The sequence below is a fragment of the Pseudomonas sp. PSE1(2024) genome, from assembly GCF_050990555.1.
Classification (GTDB): Bacteria; Pseudomonadota; Gammaproteobacteria; order Pseudomonadales; family Pseudomonadaceae; genus Aquipseudomonas; species Aquipseudomonas aphyarum.
Map to the genome: position 1 here is coordinate 1,295,324 of NZ_CP158967.1, position 17,562 is coordinate 1,312,885.

The window sequence follows — 17,562 nt, forward strand, 5'->3', positions numbered from 1 at the left end:
GCACTGGACAGGATTGCGGAGAAAGTAGATGAGCGCGCTCTATATGATTGCCGGCACCCTGATCGCTCTGGGTGTGCTGGTCACCTTTCACGAATTCGGCCATTTCTGGGTCGCGCGTCGCTGTGGCGTCAAGGTTCTGCGTTTCTCCGTGGGCTTCGGCATGCCGCTGCTACGCTGGCATGACAAGCAGGGTACCGAGTTCGTGGTCGCGGCCATTCCGCTGGGTGGTTACGTCAAGATGCTCGATGAGCGCGAAGGCGAAGTACCGGCCGATCAGCTTCATCAGTCTTTCAATCGCAAGTCTGTTCGTCAGCGTATCGCCATTGTGGCGGCCGGCCCCGTGGCCAACTTTCTGCTCGCGCTGGTGTTCTTCTGGGTGCTGGCCATGCTCGGCAGCGAGCAGATTCGCCCGGTCATCGGTTCGGTGGAGTCCGGCAGCATCGCCGCAACGGCCGGACTGAGCGCCGGCCAGGAGATCGTCGCGATCGATGGTGAGCCGACCTCGGGCTGGGCTGCGGTCAACCTGCAACTGGTGCGACGTCTCGGGGAAAGCGGTTCCTTGCAGGTACTGGTGCGCGAGCAGGGCTCTACGGCGGATACGCCTCGTGAACTGGCACTCGATAAATGGCTCAAGGGGGCTGACGAGCCGGATCCGATTCGCTCTCTCGGCATTCGCCCTTGGCGCCCGGCATTGCCGCCGGTGCTGGCCGAGCTCGACCCGAAAGGTCCGGCCCAGGCAGCCGGGCTGAAAACCGGCGATCGTCTGCTGACGCTGGATGGCAAGGCGCTGGATGACTGGCAGCAAGTAGTCGACACCGTTCGTACGCGTCCTGATACCAAAATCGTGCTGCGCGTCGAGCGCGACGGTGTTCAAATCGACGTCCCTGTGACACTGGCCGCGCGTGGCGATAAAAAGTCTCCAAGCGGTTACCTGGGGGCGGGTGTTAAGGCTGTCGACTGGCCGCCGGAAATGATCCGCGAGGTCAGTTACGGGCCTTTGGCGGCAATTGGCGAGGGTGCCCGTCGCACCTGGACCATGAGCGTCCTGACGCTGGATTCACTGAAGAAAATGCTCTTCGGCGAGCTCTCGGTAAAAAACTTGAGTGGACCGATAACCATTGCTAAAGTGGCGGGCGCTTCTGCCCAGTCGGGCGTCGCTGATTTCCTGAATTTCCTTGCTTATCTGAGTATTAGCCTGGGGGTTCTGAATTTGCTGCCCATTCCTGTACTGGATGGGGGGCATTTGTTGTTTTATCTGATCGAGTGGGCGCGTGGTCGTCCCTTGTCGGATCGGGTGCAAGGTTGGGGGATACAGATCGGTATCAGTTTGGTGGTCGGGGTGATGTTGCTTGCTCTGGTCAACGATCTGGGTCGACTGTAACGCTTCGCTGAATTGCGAATCTGCCGCATTTTGCGGCAGTTTGTTTATTGCCAGTTGGAATAAGAAAGGACTTCATGAAACGTCTGCTGCTAACTGCGGTTCTCACCGTATTGATGATCGCCGAAGTTCACGCCGAGTCCTTCACTATCTCTGATATTCGCGTCAATGGCCTCCAGCGGGTCTCCGCGGGTAGCGTCTTTGGTGCCTTGCCGTTGAACGTCGGCGAGCAGGCGGATGATCGTCGCCTGGTGGAATCCACTCGTGCGTTGTTCAAAACCGGTTTCTTTCAAGATATCCAGCTGGGCCGCGAAGGCAACGTTCTGGTGATCACGGTCGTCGAACGTCCATCGGTCGCGAGCATCGAGATCGAAGGCAACAAGGCGATCTCCACCGAAGACCTGATGAAAGGCCTCAAGCAATCCGGTCTGGCCGAAGGCGAGATCTTCCAGCGCGCGACCCTCGAGGGCGTGCGTAACGAGTTGCAACGTCAATACGTTGCACAAGGTCGTTACTCGGCTACCGTCGATACCGAAGTGGTCTCGCAGCCGCGCAACCGTGTCGGCCTGAAAGTGAAGATCAACGAAGGCACCGTCGCTGCCATTCAGCACATCAACGTGGTTGGCAACACGGTTTTCCCCGAGGAAGACCTGACCGACCTGTTCGAACTGAAAACCACCAACTGGCTGTCGTTCTTCAAGAACGACGACAAGTACGCCCGTGAAAAACTGTCCGGTGACCTGGAGCGTCTGCGTTCCTACTACCTGGACCGCGGCTATATCAACATGGATATCGCTTCGACCCAGGTGTCCATCACCCCGGACAAGAAGCACGTCTACATCACCGTCAACGTCAACGAAGGCGAGAAGTACACCGTTCGTGACGTCAAGCTCAGCGGTGACCTGAAGGTTCCTGAAGATCAGGTCAAGTCCCTGTTGCTGGTGCAGAAAGGCCAGGTGTTCTCGCGCAAGCTGATGACCACCACCTCCGAGCTGATCACCCGTCGTCTGGGTAACGAGGGTTACACCTTCGCCAACGTCAACGGCGTGCCACAACCGCACGACGAAGATCACACCGTCGATATCCTGTTTGCTGTCGATCCGGGCAAGCGTGCCTACGTCAACCGCATCAACTTCCGTGGCAACACCAAGTCCGAGGACGAAGTGCTGCGTCGTGAAATGCGTCAGATGGAAGGTGGCTGGGCTTCGACCTACCTGATCGACCAGTCCAAGACCCGTCTGGAGCGTCTGGGCTTCTTCAAGGAAGTCAACGTCGAGACTCCGGCCGTGCCAGGTGTCGATGACCAGGTTGACGTGAACTACAGCGTTGAAGAGCAGGCTTCCGGTTCGATCACCGCCAGCGTCGGTTTCGCCCAGAGTGCCGGTCTGATCCTCGGTGGTTCGATCACCCAGAACAACTTCCTCGGTACCGGTAACCGCGTCAGCGTCGGCCTGACCCGCAGCGAATACCAGAGCCGCTACAACTTCGGTTACGTTGACCCCTACTGGACCGCCGATGGCGTGAGCCTGGGTTACAACGCCTTCTACCGCACCACCGACTACAAAGACCTCGACGTCGACGTAGCGAGCTATGCGGTAGACAGCCTGGGCGCCGGCGTGAATGTGGGCTACCCGATCAGCGAGACTTCGCGTCTGACCTTCGGCCTGTCCGTTCAACAGGATGAGATCAAGACCGGTACCTACACCGTTGACGAGATTTTCGACTTCGTTAACAAAGAAGGCGACAAGTACCTGAACTTCAAGGCCTCGGCCGGCTGGTCCGAGTCCACCTTGAACAAGGGTGTATTGCCGACCCGTGGTCGCTCCCAGAGCCTGACGCTGGAAACCACCGTTCCAGGCAGCGATCTGTCGTTCTACAAACTTGATTACCGTGGTCAGCTGTTCCAGCCGATCAGCGAAAACTACACCCTGCGCCTGCACACCGAACTGGGTTATGGCGACGGTTACGGTTCGACCGACGGCTTGCCGTTCTATGAAAACTACTATGCTGGTGGTTTCAACTCGGTTCGTGGCTTCAAGGACAGCACCCTGGGCCCGCGCAGTACGCCGAGCCGAGGCACCAACCCGGGCACATTGGCTGACCCGGACCAGGATCCGCTGCCGTTCGGTGGTAACGTCCTGATCCAGGGCGGTGTCGAGGTTCTGTTCCCGCTGCCGTTCGTCAAGGATCAGCGTTCCCTGCGTACTTCGGTATTCTGGGATGTCGGTAACGTATTCGACTCCAAGTGTTCCGATACTACGAACGCCAACGGTACTAAATCGAACACTCAGTGCAACGACATCAGCCTCAGCAACATGGCCAGCTCCGTCGGTGTCGGCGTGACCTGGGTTACCGCACTGGGCCCGCTGAGTTTTGCACTGGCGATGCCGATCAAGAAACCGGATGACGCTGAAACTCAAGTGTTCCAATTCTCCCTCGGCCAGACGTTCTAAGCGTCTGACCCAAGATAACGACAATGGATTTTGTAGGAGTGCATCGTGCGTAAGTTGACTCAATTGGTTCTCCTGGCCTCCGTACTGGTGGCAGGCCCGGCATTTGCCGACATGAAAATCGCCGTTCTGAACTATCAGATGGCTCTGCTGGAATCCGACGCGGCCAAGAAGTACGCCGTGGATGCCGAGAAGAAGTTCGGCCCGCAACTGACCAAACTCAAGACCCTGGAAAGCAGCGCCAAGGGCATTCAGGATCGTCTGATGGCCGGTGGCGACAAGATGCAGCAAGGCGAGCGCGAGCGTCTGGAGCTTGAGTTCAAGCAAAAGGCTCGTGACTTCCAGTTCCAGTCCAAGGAGCTGAACGAAGCCAAGGCTGTTGCCGACCGCGAAATGCTCAAGCAACTGAAGCCGAAACTGGATAGCGCAGTGGAAGAAGTCATCAAGAAAGGTGGTTTTGACCTGGTGTTCGAGCGTGGCGCAGTGATCGATGTCAAACCTCAGTACGACATCACGCGCCAGGTTATCGAGCGCATGAATCAGCTGAAGTAACCCATGACCGTGACCATCAAGCTCGGCCAGTTGGCCGAGTTCCTCGGCGCCACCCTGAGTGGCGACCCCGAGAAGCAAATTACTGGGCTAGCCACCTTGCAGGAGGCTGGCCCAGCTCAGTTGAGCTTTCTGGCAAACCCCCAATACCGTAAATACCTGGCAGGCTCGCAAGCTGCAGCCCTGTTGCTCAAGGCTGCCGACGCGGAAGGTTATGCCGGTGATGCGCTGGTGGTGCCGGATCCTTACCTGGCTTACGCACGCATTTCCCATCTGTTCGATCCGAAGCCCAAGGCAACTGCCGGCGTTCATCCGACGGCGGTGATCGCCGAGGATGCCGTGGTCGATCCGAGCGCCAGTGTCGGTCCCTTCGTGGTGATCGAAGCCGGTGCCCGAATCGGCGCGGACGTAACGCTCGGCGCACATTGCGTCGTCGGTGCCCGCAGTGAAATCGGCGAGGGCGGCTGGCTGGCCCCGCGGGTCACGCTGTATCACGATGTGCGGATCGGCAAGCGTGTGGTGATCCAGTCCGGGGCCGTGCTCGGCGGTGAAGGCTTCGGCTTTGCCAACGAGAAGGGCATCTGGCAGAAAATTGCCCAGATCGGTGGCGTGACCATCGGCGACGATGTGGAGATTGGCGTGAATACCGCCATCGACCGCGGTGCGTTGGCCGATACCGTGATCGGTAACGGCGTGAAGCTCGACAACCAGATTCAGATCGCCCACAACGTGCAGGTCGGTGACCATACCGCCATGGCAGCGTGCGTGGGGATTTCCGGCAGCACCAAGATTGGCAAGCACTGCATGCTCGCCGGGGGTGTTGGCCTGGTCGGGCACATCGATATTTGCGACAACGTATTCCTGACCGGGATGACCATGGTGACCCACTCGATTACCGAGCCGGGTGCCTATTCTTCCGGCACAGCCATGCAACCTGCGGCCGAATGGCGCAAAAGCGCGGCCCGTATTCGTCAGCTCGATGACATCGCGCGACGTTTGAAACAGCTGGAAAAGCGGTCCGGGGAAGTGACCCCCGACGGTAATGCTTCATCTGAAGGCTGATACCATTTCCATATCAAGTGTGCACAGCCTCTGGACTGCCTCCTTGATTTGCTAGAGGAGTGCGCGTCAGTCGCGCTCCCAATCTTTACATAGGCTTCCCCCCGAAATGATGGACATCAACGAGATTCGCGAATACCTGCCTCACCGTTACCCGTTCCTGCTGGTGGACCGGGTAGTGGAGCTGGATACTGAAGGCAAGCGCATTCGCGCCTACAAGAATGTCAGCATCAACGAACCGTTCTTCAATGGTCACTTCCCTGCGCATCCGATCATGCCGGGCGTGCTGATCATCGAAGCCATGGCTCAGGCTGCCGGGATCCTCGGTTTCAAGATGCTTGACGTGAAACCGGCCGACGGCACGCTTTACTACTTCGTCGGCTCCGACAAGCTGCGCTTCCGCCAGCCGGTGCTGCCGGGTGATCAGTTGATCCTCGAAGCCAAGTTCATCAGCTGCAAGCGTCAGATCTGGAAGTTCGAATGCCAGGCTTCGGTCGATGGCAAACCGGTCTGCTCGGCTGAAATCATCTGTGCGGAACGCAAGCTATGAGTTTGATTGACCCTCGCGCAATCATCGATCCGTCGGCCGTCCTGGCTGATGGCGTCGAGGTCGGCCCGTGGTCGATCATCGGTGCAGGTGTGGAAATCGGCGAGGGTACGGTCATCGGGCCACACGTGATCCTCAAAGGTCCGACCCGTATCGGCAAGCACAACCGCATCTACCAGTTTTCCTCGGTAGGCGAAGATACGCCGGACCTGAAATACAAGGGAGAAGAAACCCGCCTGGTGATCGGTGACCACAACGTCATCCGCGAAGGCGTGACGATTCACCGTGGCACCGTTCAGGATCGTTCCGAAACGACCCTGGGTGATCACAACCTGATCATGGCCTATGCCCACATCGGACATGACAGCGTCATCGGCAACCACTGCATCCTGGTCAACAACACTGCGTTGGCCGGCCATGTGCACGTTGATGACTGGGCGATCCTGTCCGGTTTCACCCTGGTGCATCAGTATTGCCACATTGGCGCCCACAGCTTTTCCGGCATGGGCACGGCGATCGGCAAGGACGTTCCGGCGTTCGTCACCGTATTCGGCAACCCGGCCGAAGCGCGCAGCATGAACTTCGAGGGCATGCGCCGTCGCGGTTTCAGCGAAGACGCCATTCACGCCCTGCGCCGTGCGTACAAAACGGTGTATCGCCAGGGCCTCACCGTCGAACAGGCGCTGGCCGAACTGGCCGAGCCGTCTGCACAGTTCCCGGAAGTCGCGATGTTCCGTGACTCCATCCAGTCGTCGACCCGCGGCATCACCCGCTGACCATGGCCAATCTGCGTATTGCGCTGGTGGCGGGGGAGGCTTCCGGTGACATTCTGGGCGCCGGTCTGATGCGTGCCCTCAAGGCACAGCATCCTGCGGTGGAGTTCATTGGTGTCGGAGGCCCGCTGATGCAGGCCGAAGGCCTGACCTCCTATTTTCCGATGGAGCGTCTGTCGGTCATGGGGCTGGTGGAAGTTCTCGGTCGGTTGCGTGAATTGCTCAAGCGCCGCAAGGACCTGATCGCCACGCTTATCGCTGAAAAGCCGGATGTCTTCATCGGCATCGATGCGCCGGATTTCAACCTCAATATCGAACTCAAGCTGCGTCAGGCCGGGATCAAGACCGTGCACTACGTCAGCCCTTCGGTGTGGGCATGGCGGCAGAAGCGGGTGCTGAAGATCCGCGAAGGCTGCGACCTGATGCTCACGCTGTTGCCGTTCGAAGCCAGATTCTACGAAGAGAAGGGCGTACCGGTGCGGTTCGTCGGCCACACGCTGGCCGACACCATTCCACTGGAGGCCGATCGCGCCGCTGCGCGGGCCGAACTCGGTCTGCCGGACGGCCCGCTGGTGGCTTTGATGCCCGGCAGCCGGGGCGGCGAAGTCAGTCGTCTGGGTGCGCTGTTCCTTGATACCGCCCAACGCCTGCGGGCCATGCGCCCGGGCGTGCGTTTCGTCATACCGTGCGCCAACCCCGAGCGCCGTGCCCAGCTCGAAGAGCTGCTGGCCGGCCGCGACCTGCCGGTGACTCTGCTCGATGGCAAATCCCATCTGGCCCTGGCGGCGTGCAATGCGGTCCTGATCGCGTCGGGTACGGCGACCCTGGAAGCGCTGCTGTACAAGCGCCCGATGGTCGTGGCTTATCGCCTTGCGCCGCTGACGTTCTGGATTCTCAAGCGCATGGTCAAGAGCCCGTACGTATCCCTGCCAAACCTGCTGGCCCAGCGATTGCTGGTGCCGGAATTGTTGCAGGATGATGCGACGGTCGAGGCGCTCGCCCAGACCTTGTCGCCGTTGATCGACGGTGGCGAAGAACAGACCCGCGGTTTCGACGAAATTCATCGCACTCTGCGCCTGGACGCTTCCAATCAGGCGGCTGACGCCGTTCTGAACCTGATCGGGCAAACACGATGAGCAAGACAAGCATGCAGATGGGCCTGGATTTCACCCTGGTCGCCGAAGTCGAAGAACTGGTGGCCGGTGTCGATGAAGTCGGGCGCGGCCCGTTGTGCGGCGCGGTCGTCACCGCAGCGGTGATCCTCGATCCGAACCGGCCGATTCTCGGTCTCAACGACTCGAAGAAACTCACCGAAGCCAAGCGCGAAAAGCTCTACGACGAAATCTGCGAGAAGGCGCTCAGCTGGTGCATCGCCCGCGCCGAGGTCGAAGAAATCGACGAGCTGAACATCCTTCACGCCACCATGCTGGCGATGCAGCGCGCCGTCGCTGGCCTGCATATCCAGCCGAAACTGGCGATGATCGACGGCAACCGCTGCCCGAAACTGCCGATGCGTTCCGAAGCGGTGGTCAAGGGCGACAGCAAGGTCCCGGCCATTGCAGCGGCCTCGATTCTGGCCAAGGTCAGCCGCGACCGCGAGATGGCGGCGTTCGAATTGATCTACCCGGGTTACGGCATCGGCGGCCACAAAGGCTACCCGACGCCCGTTCATCTGGAAGCGCTGGTGCGTCTCGGGCCGACGCCGATTCACCGGCGTTCCTTTGCCCCGGTTCGGCAGGCTTATGAAGCGCTGGAAGGTCTCGCGCAGGTTTAGCGGCGAGGCTGATGTTTTGTTCGGGGCCCGGTACAATCCGGGCCTTGTTGTCTCTATGTAACTGGACAGGATCACTATGCCGGCTTCATTCGTTCATCTACGCCTGCACACTGAATACTCCCTGGTCGACGGGCTGGTGCGGATCAAGCCGCTGGTCAAGGCCCTGACCGGCATGGGCATGCCGGCCGTTGCGGTGACCGACCAGAACAACATGTGTTCGCTGGTCAAATTCTATAAAAACACCATGGGCGCGGGGATCAAGCCGATCTGCGGCGCCGACCTGTGGCTGTCGAACAAGGACCCGGATGGTCCGTTGAGCCGCCTCAGCCTGCTGGTCATGAATGCCCAGGGCTATCGCAACCTGACCGAGCTGATTTCCCGTGGCTTCATCGAAGGTCAGCGCAACGGCATGATCATCATCGAGCGTGAATGGGTCGCCGAGGCCAACGAGGGCCTGATCATGCTGTCCGCCGCCAAAGAAGGCGAGATCGGTATGGCCATGATCGGCGGCAACCCTGCCGAGGCCGAAACCCTGGCGCGCGAATGGATGGCGGTGTTCCCGGATCGTTTCTATCTGGAAGTCCAGCGCACCAACCGTCCGAATGACGAAGAACAGCTGCACGGCGCAGTGGCCCTGGCCGACAAGCTTGGCGCACCACTGGTCGCCACCAACGATGTGCGCTTCATCAAGCAGGAAGACTTCGCCGCTCACGAAACCCGCGTCTGCATCGGTGAGGGCCGGGCCCTCGACGATCCGCGGCGTTCGAAGAACTACAGCGATCAGCAGTACCTGAAAAGCGCCGAAGAAATGGCCGAGCTGTTCAGCGACCTGCCGGATGCGATCGAGAACACCGTCGAGATCGCCAAGCGCTGCAACATCGACGTGAAGCTGGGCAAGCACTTCCTGCCCGACTATCCGATTCCCGATGGCATGACCATCGACGAGTATTTCCGCAAGGTGTCGTTCGACGGTCTGGAAGATCGCCTCAGCGTGCTGCTGCCCAAGGACACCACCGAAGACTACGAGGCCAAGCGTCAGGTCTACGTCGACCGGCTGAATTTCGAGCTGGATATCATCATCCAGATGGGGTTCCCCGGTTACTTCCTGATCGTGATGGACTTTATCCAGTGGGCCAAGAACAACGGTGTGCCGGTTGGCCCTGGCCGGGGGTCGGGTGCCGGATCGCTGGTGGCCTATGTGCAGAAGATCACCGACCTCGACCCGCTGGAATATGACCTGCTGTTCGAACGTTTCCTTAACCCGGAACGGGTATCGATGCCCGACTTCGACGTCGACTTCTGCATGGACGGTCGCGACCGGGTAATCGATTACGTGGCCGAAAAATACGGCCGTAACGCCGTAAGCCAGATCATCACCTTCGGTTCCATGGCGGCGAAGGCTGTGGTTCGCGACGTGGCTCGGGCCCAGGGCAAGTCGTTCGGCCTGGCGGATCGCCTGTCGAAGATGATTCCGTTCGAAGTCGGCATGACTTTGGAAAAAGCCTACGAGCAGGAAGAAATCCTGCGCGACTTCATCAAGGTCGATGAAGAAGCGGCGGAAATCTGGGAGATGGCGCGCAAGCTCGAAGGCGTGGTGCGTAACGTCGGTAAACACGCCGGTGGTGTAGTCATCGCGCCGACCAAGCTGACCGACTTCTCGCCGATCTATTGCGACGAGGCCGGCGACGGTCTGGTGACCCAGTTCGACAAGGACGACGTTGAGGCGGCCGGTCTGGTGAAGTTCGACTTCCTCGGCCTGCGGACCCTGACGATCATCGACTGGGCGCTGAAAACCATCAACCGCGACCGCGCGAAGGTCAACGAGCCGCCGCTGGACATCGCGTTCATCCCGCTGGATGACAAACCGACTTATCAGTTGCTGCAAAAGGCCGAAACCACCGCGGTGTTCCAGCTTGAATCCCGTGGCATGAAAGAGCTGATCAAAAAGCTCAAGCCCGACTGCCTCGAAGACTTGATCGCACTGGTAGCCCTGTTCCGTCCGGGCCCGCTGCAGTCCGGCATGGTGGATGACTTCATCAACCGTAAGCACGGTCGCGCAGAACTTGCGTATCCGCACCCGGATTACCAGTACGAAGGTTTGCAGCCGGTGCTGGCGCCGACCTACGGCATCATCCTGTATCAGGAACAGGTGATGCAGATCGCCCAGGTCATGGCCGGTTACACCCTCGGTGGTGCGGACATGCTGCGTCGGGCGATGGGCAAGAAGAAACCCGAGGAAATGGCCAAGCAGCGCGGCGGTTTCATTGAGGGTTGCGCGTCGAACAATATCGACGCGGATCTGGCCGGTAACATTTTTGACCTGGTAGAGAAATTCGCCGGTTACGGCTTCAACAAATCCCACTCCGCCGCCTACGGCCTGGTGTCGTACCAGACTGCCTGGCTGAAGGCTCACTACCCGGCGCCATTCATGGCCGCGGTACTGTCGGCGGACATGCACAACACCGACAAGGTCGTGACCTTGATCGAGGAAGTGCGCACGATGAAGCTGCGCCTCGATGCGCCGGACGTGAACACTTCGGAGTTCAAGTTTACGGTGAACGACGAAGGCCGCATCGTGTATGGCCTGGGTGCGATCAAAGGCGTCGGCGAAGGCCCGGTGGAAGCAATCACCGAGGCCCGTCAGGCCGGTCCGTTCAAGGATTTGTTCGACTTCTGCGCCCGGGTCGACCTCAAACGCATCAACAAGCGCACGCTGGACGGTCTGATCCGCAGCGGCGCGCTGGATCGCCTCGGCCCGTACTTCCATGACGAGCAAAAGGCCTATCAGGCCAACATCGACCGCAACCGCGCCGTGCTGCTGGCGGCGATGGAAGAGGCGATCAAGTCGGCCGAGCAGACCGCGCGCACCCGTGACAGCGGTCACGCCGACCTGTTCGGTGGGCTGTTCGTCGAGGAAGACGCGGACGTTTATGCAATCCACCGCAAGGCGAAAGAGCTGACCCTCAAGGAGCGGCTCAAAGGTGAAAAAGACACCTTGGGCCTGTACCTGACCGGTCACCCGATTGACGAGTACGAAGGTGAAATCCGCCGTTTCGCCCGTCAGCGCATCATCGACCTGAAACCGGCCCGGGACACCCAGACCGTGGCGGGGATGATCATCGCCCTGCGGGTGATGAAGAACAAAAAGGGCGACAAGATGGGCTTCATCACCCTCGACGACCGCTCCGGGCGGATCGAGGCGTCGCTGTTCGCCGATGCGTTCCACTCCGCGCAATCGCTGCTTCAGACCGATGCGATGGTGGTGGTCGAAGGCGAGGTCAGCAACGATGACTTCTCCGGCGGCCTGCGGCTGCGGGTCAAGCGGGTGATGAGCATGGAAGATGCGCGCACCAACCTGGCCGAGAGCCTGCGCCTGAAGTTGCAGACCCAAGACCTGAAAGGCGATCAGCTACGCTGGTTGGGGGATTTGCTCAAGCGTCATCGCGGGGCGTGCCCGATCACCATGGAATACACCAGCCCCGATGCGAAGACCTTGCTGCAGTTCGGCGAGACCTGGCGGATCGACCCGGCGGATGCCTTGATTCAAGCCCTGCGTGACCAGTTCGGGCGAGACAACGTCTTCCTCCAATACCGTTGACCGGCAGGTGCCATCAAAGCGCCTGCCCACAACCTGAATTTTTAATCTCGACCTCAGCGCGCCTCTCCCTTAAGGTAGGGCGCGAATAGACAACCGGCCGGCCCAAGCTCATTTGGGACACGACCCAAGACGGACGCCTATGAACCCGAATTTTCTAGATTTCGAACAGCCGATCGCCGACCTGCAAGCCAAGATCGAAGAGTTGCGCTTGGTCGGTAATGACAATTCGCTGAATATCGGCGATGAGATCTCCCGCCTGCAGGACAAGAGCAAGACGCTGACCGAAGACATCTTCGGCAAGCTGACCAGCTGGCAGATCGCACGTCTGGCGCGTCACCCGAAACGTCCTTACACCCTGGACTACATCGACCACATCTTCACCGAGTTCGACGAACTGCACGGTGACCGTCACTTCTCCGACGACGCGGCCATTGTGGGCGGCGTGGCACGTCTGGAAGACCAGCCAGTGATGGTGATCGGTCACCAGAAGGGCCGTGAAGTGCGTGAAAAGGTACGCCGCAACTTCGGCATGCCGCGTCCGGAAGGCTACCGCAAGGCTTGCCGCCTGATGGAAATGGCCGAGCGTTTCAAGATGCCGATCCTGACCTTCATCGACACCCCGGGTGCCTACCCTGGCATCGACGCCGAAGAGCGCAACCAGAGCGAAGCGATTGCCTGGAACCTGCGCGTCATGGCTCGCCTGAAAACCCCGATCATCGCCACCGTGATTGGTGAAGGTGGTTCCGGCGGTGCACTGGCGATCGGCGTGTGCGACCAGCTGAACATGCTGCAGTACTCCACCTACGCGGTGATTTCGCCGGAAGGTTGCGCTTCGATTCTGTGGAAAACCGCAGAGAAGGCGCCGGATGCTGCTGAAGCGATGGGCATCACCGCCGAGCGTCTGAAAGGCCTGGGTATCGTCGACAAGGTGATCGGCGAGCCTCTGGGCGGCGCCCACCGTGATCCGGCCGCTGCCGCTGCATCGATCCGCGCCGAGCTGAGCTCGCAACTGGCGATGTTGAAGAAGTTCGACAACGAAGCGCTGCTCAAGCGTCGTTACGATCGTCTGATGAGCTACGGCCTCTAAGTCGAGCCGTTTCGGCCAACGATGCAAAACACTGTGGGAGCGGGCTTGCCCGCGAATGCGATGTAACATTCAACGACTGTGTTGGCTGTTTCACCGCTTTCGCGAGCAAGCCCGCTCCCACATTTGGTTTGTGAAAAGGTAGAAAAATGGGTCAGCCCTCGATTGATTTGCCTTCCAGGCTTCTGCGCAATCTCAAGCCCTGGCTCGGTGCTTCCCATTGGCGCATCGCCTTCTCCGGTGGGCTCGATTCCACCGTTCTGCTGCACCTTCTGGCCAGTCTCGCCAAAACCCGATCCATTCCGGCGCTAAGCGCCATCCATGTTCATCACGGCCTTCAAGCTGCGGCCAACGCGTGGCCGGCGCATTGTCAGGCTATTTGCGATGAGCTGGCGGTGCCGTTGCAAGTGGTACGTGTACAGGTGCAGCCGGGGGCGAGTGTCGAGCGGGCGGCGCGGGATGCGCGTTATGCAGCGTTCAGTGCAGCGACTCAGTCCAATGATGTGCTGTTGACCGGTCAGCACCGTGACGATCAGGCTGAAACGCTGTTGTTTCGTCTGCTGCGTGGCGCCGGCGTGCGTGGATTGTCTGGAATGCCGGTTATGCGAGCACTGGGGCAGGGCAGTCTGGTGCGGCCGTTGCTCGACGTCACGCGTGCGGAGCTGGAAGCCTATGCGCAGAGCCATGGCCTGCGTTGGGTCGAGGACCCGTCGAATCAGGATCGGCAGTTCTCACGCAACTATCTGCGCCATCAGGTCATGCCGCTGCTGACCGGTCGCTGGCCGCAGGCGCACGCCAGCATGTCCCGCAGTGCGGCGCATTTGCGTGACGCGCAAGGCTTGCTCGATGAGCTGGCGCAAATCGATCTGACTACAGCGAACTTGCCCGGCGAGTTCGAGTGGTCGGGATTGCCCTCACTGGAGTTCGCGTCGATTGCGGGCTTATCTGATGCCCGTCAGCGAAACGCGCTCAGTCACTGGCTTGAACCTTTGACCCGACTGCCGGATACCGACCATTGGTCGGGTTGGGCGGACCTGCGTGATGCCGGCAACGATGCCTCGCCGATCTGGCGTCTGGCGGATGGCGAGTTGCATCGAGGCGCCGGTCGCTTGTGGTGGCTCAGCGGGCAATGGCTACGCGCACCGGTGGTCAGCGGCGACTGGCATGACCTGTCGTCAGCGCTACGCTTGCCCGATAACGGACGTGTCATGTTCAGCGGTCAGACTCCCGCCGGGCCGCTGAAAATCCGCTATCGGCAGGGCGGCGAGGTGATGGAGCTGGCGGAACGCGGCCATCGCGACCTCAAGCGTCTGCTCAATGAACGCGCGGTGCCGGGCTTCATGCGTGGCAGATTGCCGCTGCTGTTTCGCGGTGAAGAATTGCTCGCCGTGGCGAACCTGCCGGGGCTCGACGGCAATGCGCTGGAAGGCTGGCGATTGCATTGGCAGCCTTCTGACGAAGATCAAGGTTTGAGATGAAGGGGGCATTCCGGTAGACTACGCTCCCTTCTTGATACAACTTCTGTGGATTCGCCTGAATTGCAGGAGTTGCCGATTACCAAGCAGTCTTTGCTGGGCGATTCCAAAAAATGTGTAGCGAGCAACGTACCGGTGTTTTCACTTCCGGTCTGTCCCAACGCGGCGGTTTTTTTGAAAGGTGCACTGTGATTAATGCAGGTGATCGGGGGCTTCGGCCTTCCTTCGCTTTCCCCGGCGGCTCGGACCGCTTTAACGCAGACTTCTAGGGTTTTTCATGACGCGCTACATATTCGTCACGGGCGGTGTTGTTTCTTCTTTGGGGAAAGGCATTGCATCGGCTTCATTGGCGGCCATCCTGGAGGCGCGGGGGCTTAAGGTCACCATGCTGAAGCTGGATCCGTACATCAACGTCGACCCGGGCACCATGAGCCCGTTCCAGCACGGTGAAGTGTTCGTCACCCACGACGGCGCCGAGACCGACCTGGACCTGGGCCACTACGAGCGGTTCATCCGCACGACCATGACCCAGAACAACAACTTCACCACCGGCCGTGTCTACGAACACGTGCTGCGCAAAGAGCGCCGTGGTGACTACCTGGGTGCAACCATCCAGGTGATTCCGCACATCACCGACGAAATCAAGCGTCGCATCATCAAGGGTGCCGGCGATGCCGACGTGGCCCTGGTGGAAATCGGCGGTACCGTTGGCGACATCGAGTCGCAACCGTTCCTCGAAGCCATCCGCCAGTTGCGTGTGGAAGTCGGTTCCAAGCGCGCGATGCTGATGCACCTGACCCTGGTTCCGTACATCGCCACCGCGGGCGAGACCAAGACCAAGCCGACCCAGCACTCCGTGAAAGAACTGCGTTCGATCGGTCTGCAGCCAGACGTGCTGATCTGCCGCTCCGACCATCCGGTGGATGTGTCGTCGCGTCGCAAGATCGCGCTGTTCACCAACGTTGAAGAGCGTGCGGTGATCTCCCTGGAAGACGTCGACACCATCTACAAGATCCCGGCCGTGCTGCACGCTCAGGGTCTGGACGATTTCGTCGTCGAGCGTTTCGGCCTGCAATGCAATGGCGCCGACCTGTCCGAGTGGGAAAAGGTCGTCGATGCCAAGCTGAATCCAGAGCACGAAGTCACCATCGCGATGGTCGGCAAGTACATGGAGCTGCTGGACGCCTACAAGTCGCTGATCGAAGCGATGAGTCACGCCGGCATCACCAACCGTACCAAAGTCAACCTGCGCTACATCGATTCCGAAGACATCGAGAACCAGGGCACTGCGCTGCTGGAAGGTGTCGACGCGATCCTCGTACCGGGCGGCTTCGGTCTGCGTGGCGTGGAAGGCAAGATCACTGCCGTTCAGTACGCTCGCGAAAACAAGGTTCCGTACCTGGGCATCTGCCTGGGCATGCAAGTGGCGGTCATCGAGTTCGCCCGTAACGTGCTGGGCTGGAAAGACGCCAACTCCACCGAGTTCGATCGTGCCAGCGGCCATCCGGTTGTCGGTCTGATCACCGAGTGGGAAGACGCTACCGGTGCAGTCGAAACCCGTACCGAAGCGTCTGATCTGGGCGGCACCATGCGCCTCGGCGCTCAGGAATGCCTGCTCGAAGCCGGCTCCAAGGTGCACGACTGCTACGGCAAGGATGTGATTGTCGAGCGTCACCGTCACCGTTACGAAGTGAACAACAACCTGCTGCCGCAAATCATCGAAGCCGGCCTGAAAATCTCCGGTCGCTCTTCCGATGCTGCGCTGGTTGAAGTGGTCGAAGCCCCGGATCATCCATGGTTCGTCGCTTGCCAGTTCCACCCAGAGTTCACCTCGACGCCACGCGATGGCCATCCGCTGTTCAGCGGCTTCGTCAAAGCGGCATTGGCTCAACACCAGAAGAAGGCGTAACCCCGATGGCACAGAAGATCATCCGCGTCGGCGACATCGAGATTGCCAACGACAAACCCATGGTGCTGTTCGGCGGCATGAACGTGCTGGAAAGCCGTGACATGGCCATGCAGGTTTGCGAAGAGTACGTGAAGGTCACCGAAAAACTCGGCATCCCTTACGTGTTCAAGGCCAGTTTCGACAAGGCCAACCGTTCTTCTGTGACCTCCTATCGCGGTCCTGGCCTGGAAGAGGGCATGCGCATCTTCCAGGACATCAAACAAGCCTTCGGCGTGCCGATCATCACCGACGTCCACGAGCCTGACCAGGCCGCGGTCGTCGCTGAGGTCTGCGACATCATCCAGCTGCCGGCCTTCCTGTCGCGCCAGACCGATCTGGTCGTCGCGATGGCCAAGACCAACGCTGTGATCAACATCAAGAAAGCCCAGTTCCTCGCGCCTCAGGAAATGAAACACATCCTGAACAAGTGCGTGGAAGCGGGTAACGATCAGTTGATCCTCTGCGAGCGCGGTTCGAGCTTCGGCTACAACAACCTCGTGGTCGACATGCTCGGCTTCGGCATCATGAAGCAGTTCGAGTACCCGGTATTCTTCGACGTGACCCATTCGCTGCAAATGCCTGGCGGTCGTTCCGACTCCGCCGGCGGTCGCCGCGCCCAGGTCACTGACCTGGCCAAGGCTGGCATGAGCCAGTCGCTGGCGGGCCTGTTCCTCGAAGCCCACCCGGATCCGGACAACGCCAAATGCGACGGCCCTTGCGCCTTGCGTCTGGACAAACTGGAGCCATTCCTGGCCCAGCTCAAAGCCCTGGACGAACTGGTGAAGAGTTTTCCGACGGTAGAAACCGCGTAAACCTCAATTCTCCGGTAAAGTACCGCACGATTTGTCGCTCATGCCCTCGGGTATGAGCGTTGTCGTCTGCAAGCTGCCCGCTGCACACCACTTGCCGACGGTAAAAAGATTTCCT

13 protein-coding genes are annotated in these 17,562 nt (G+C 59.9%); all 13 read left to right on the forward strand.

Annotated features, from left to right (window positions below; genetic code table 11):
• The first annotated feature begins 28 nt into the window (after window positions 1-28).
• Window positions 29-1,381, forward strand: a complete 1,353-nt coding sequence (rseP, locus tag ABTV87_RS05675) for a sigma E protease regulator RseP (RefSeq protein ID WP_007954785.1) — start codon at window positions 29-31, stop codon at window positions 1,379-1,381.
• Window positions 1,382-1,455: 74 nt separating this feature from the next.
• Window positions 1,456-3,831, forward strand: a complete 2,376-nt coding sequence (bamA, locus tag ABTV87_RS05680) for an outer membrane protein assembly factor BamA (RefSeq protein WP_007954787.1) — start codon at window positions 1,456-1,458, stop codon at window positions 3,829-3,831.
• A 45-nt stretch (window positions 3,832-3,876) separates the two neighbouring features.
• Window positions 3,877-4,380: an OmpH family outer membrane protein gene (locus ABTV87_RS05685; protein ID WP_003222140.1), complete on the forward strand. Its 504-nt coding sequence runs from the start codon at window positions 3,877-3,879 to the stop codon at window positions 4,378-4,380.
• Between the two features lie 3 nt (window positions 4,381-4,383).
• Window positions 4,384-5,439, forward strand: a complete 1,056-nt coding sequence (lpxD, locus tag ABTV87_RS05690) for a UDP-3-O-(3-hydroxymyristoyl)glucosamine N-acyltransferase (protein ID WP_007954790.1) — start codon at window positions 4,384-4,386, stop codon at window positions 5,437-5,439.
• 106 nt (window positions 5,440-5,545) lie between these two features.
• Window positions 5,546-5,986, forward strand: a complete 441-nt coding sequence (gene fabZ, locus ABTV87_RS05695; RefSeq protein WP_003222142.1) for a 3-hydroxyacyl-ACP dehydratase FabZ — start codon at window positions 5,546-5,548, stop codon at window positions 5,984-5,986.
• Window positions 5,983-6,759 (forward strand): acyl-ACP--UDP-N-acetylglucosamine O-acyltransferase, encoded by a 777-nt coding sequence (gene lpxA / locus ABTV87_RS05700; RefSeq protein ID WP_007954792.1) that lies wholly within the window; start codon window positions 5,983-5,985, stop codon window positions 6,757-6,759. Before fabZ ends, lpxA begins: the two co-directional genes overlap by 4 nt.
• A 2-nt stretch (window positions 6,760-6,761) precedes the next feature.
• A complete protein-coding gene (gene lpxB, locus ABTV87_RS05705) occupies window positions 6,762-7,892 on the forward strand; it encodes a lipid-A-disaccharide synthase (RefSeq protein ID WP_011332691.1) in 1,131 nt (376 codons plus the stop codon).
• Between the two features lie 11 nt (window positions 7,893-7,903).
• Window positions 7,904-8,530, forward strand: coding sequence for a ribonuclease HII (gene rnhB, locus ABTV87_RS05710; RefSeq protein ID WP_007954798.1), 627 nt, complete (start codon window positions 7,904-7,906; stop codon window positions 8,528-8,530).
• Between the two features lie 76 nt (window positions 8,531-8,606).
• Complete coding sequence (gene dnaE, locus ABTV87_RS05715; protein WP_221532913.1) at window positions 8,607-12,128, forward strand: DNA polymerase III subunit alpha; 3,522 nt, start codon at window positions 8,607-8,609, stop codon at window positions 12,126-12,128.
• 139 nt (window positions 12,129-12,267) lie between these two features.
• Entirely contained in the window at window positions 12,268-13,215 is a 948-nt protein-coding gene (locus ABTV87_RS05720) for an acetyl-CoA carboxylase carboxyltransferase subunit alpha (protein ID WP_007954801.1), read from the forward strand.
• Window positions 13,216-13,361: 146 nt separating this feature from the next.
• Entirely contained in the window at window positions 13,362-14,690 is a 1,329-nt protein-coding gene (gene tilS / locus ABTV87_RS05725) for a tRNA lysidine(34) synthetase TilS (RefSeq protein ID WP_433899108.1), read from the forward strand.
• A 274-nt stretch (window positions 14,691-14,964) separates the two neighbouring features.
• Entirely contained in the window at window positions 14,965-16,596 is a 1,632-nt protein-coding gene (locus tag ABTV87_RS05730; protein ID WP_007954805.1) for a CTP synthase, read from the forward strand.
• Between the two features lie 5 nt (window positions 16,597-16,601).
• Window positions 16,602-17,447 carry a 3-deoxy-8-phosphooctulonate synthase gene (gene kdsA, locus ABTV87_RS05735; RefSeq protein WP_007954807.1) on the forward strand — a complete coding sequence of 282 codons (846 nt, stop codon included), beginning with the start codon at window positions 16,602-16,604 and terminating at the stop codon, window positions 17,445-17,447.
• Window positions 17,448-17,562 lie beyond the last annotated feature (115 nt).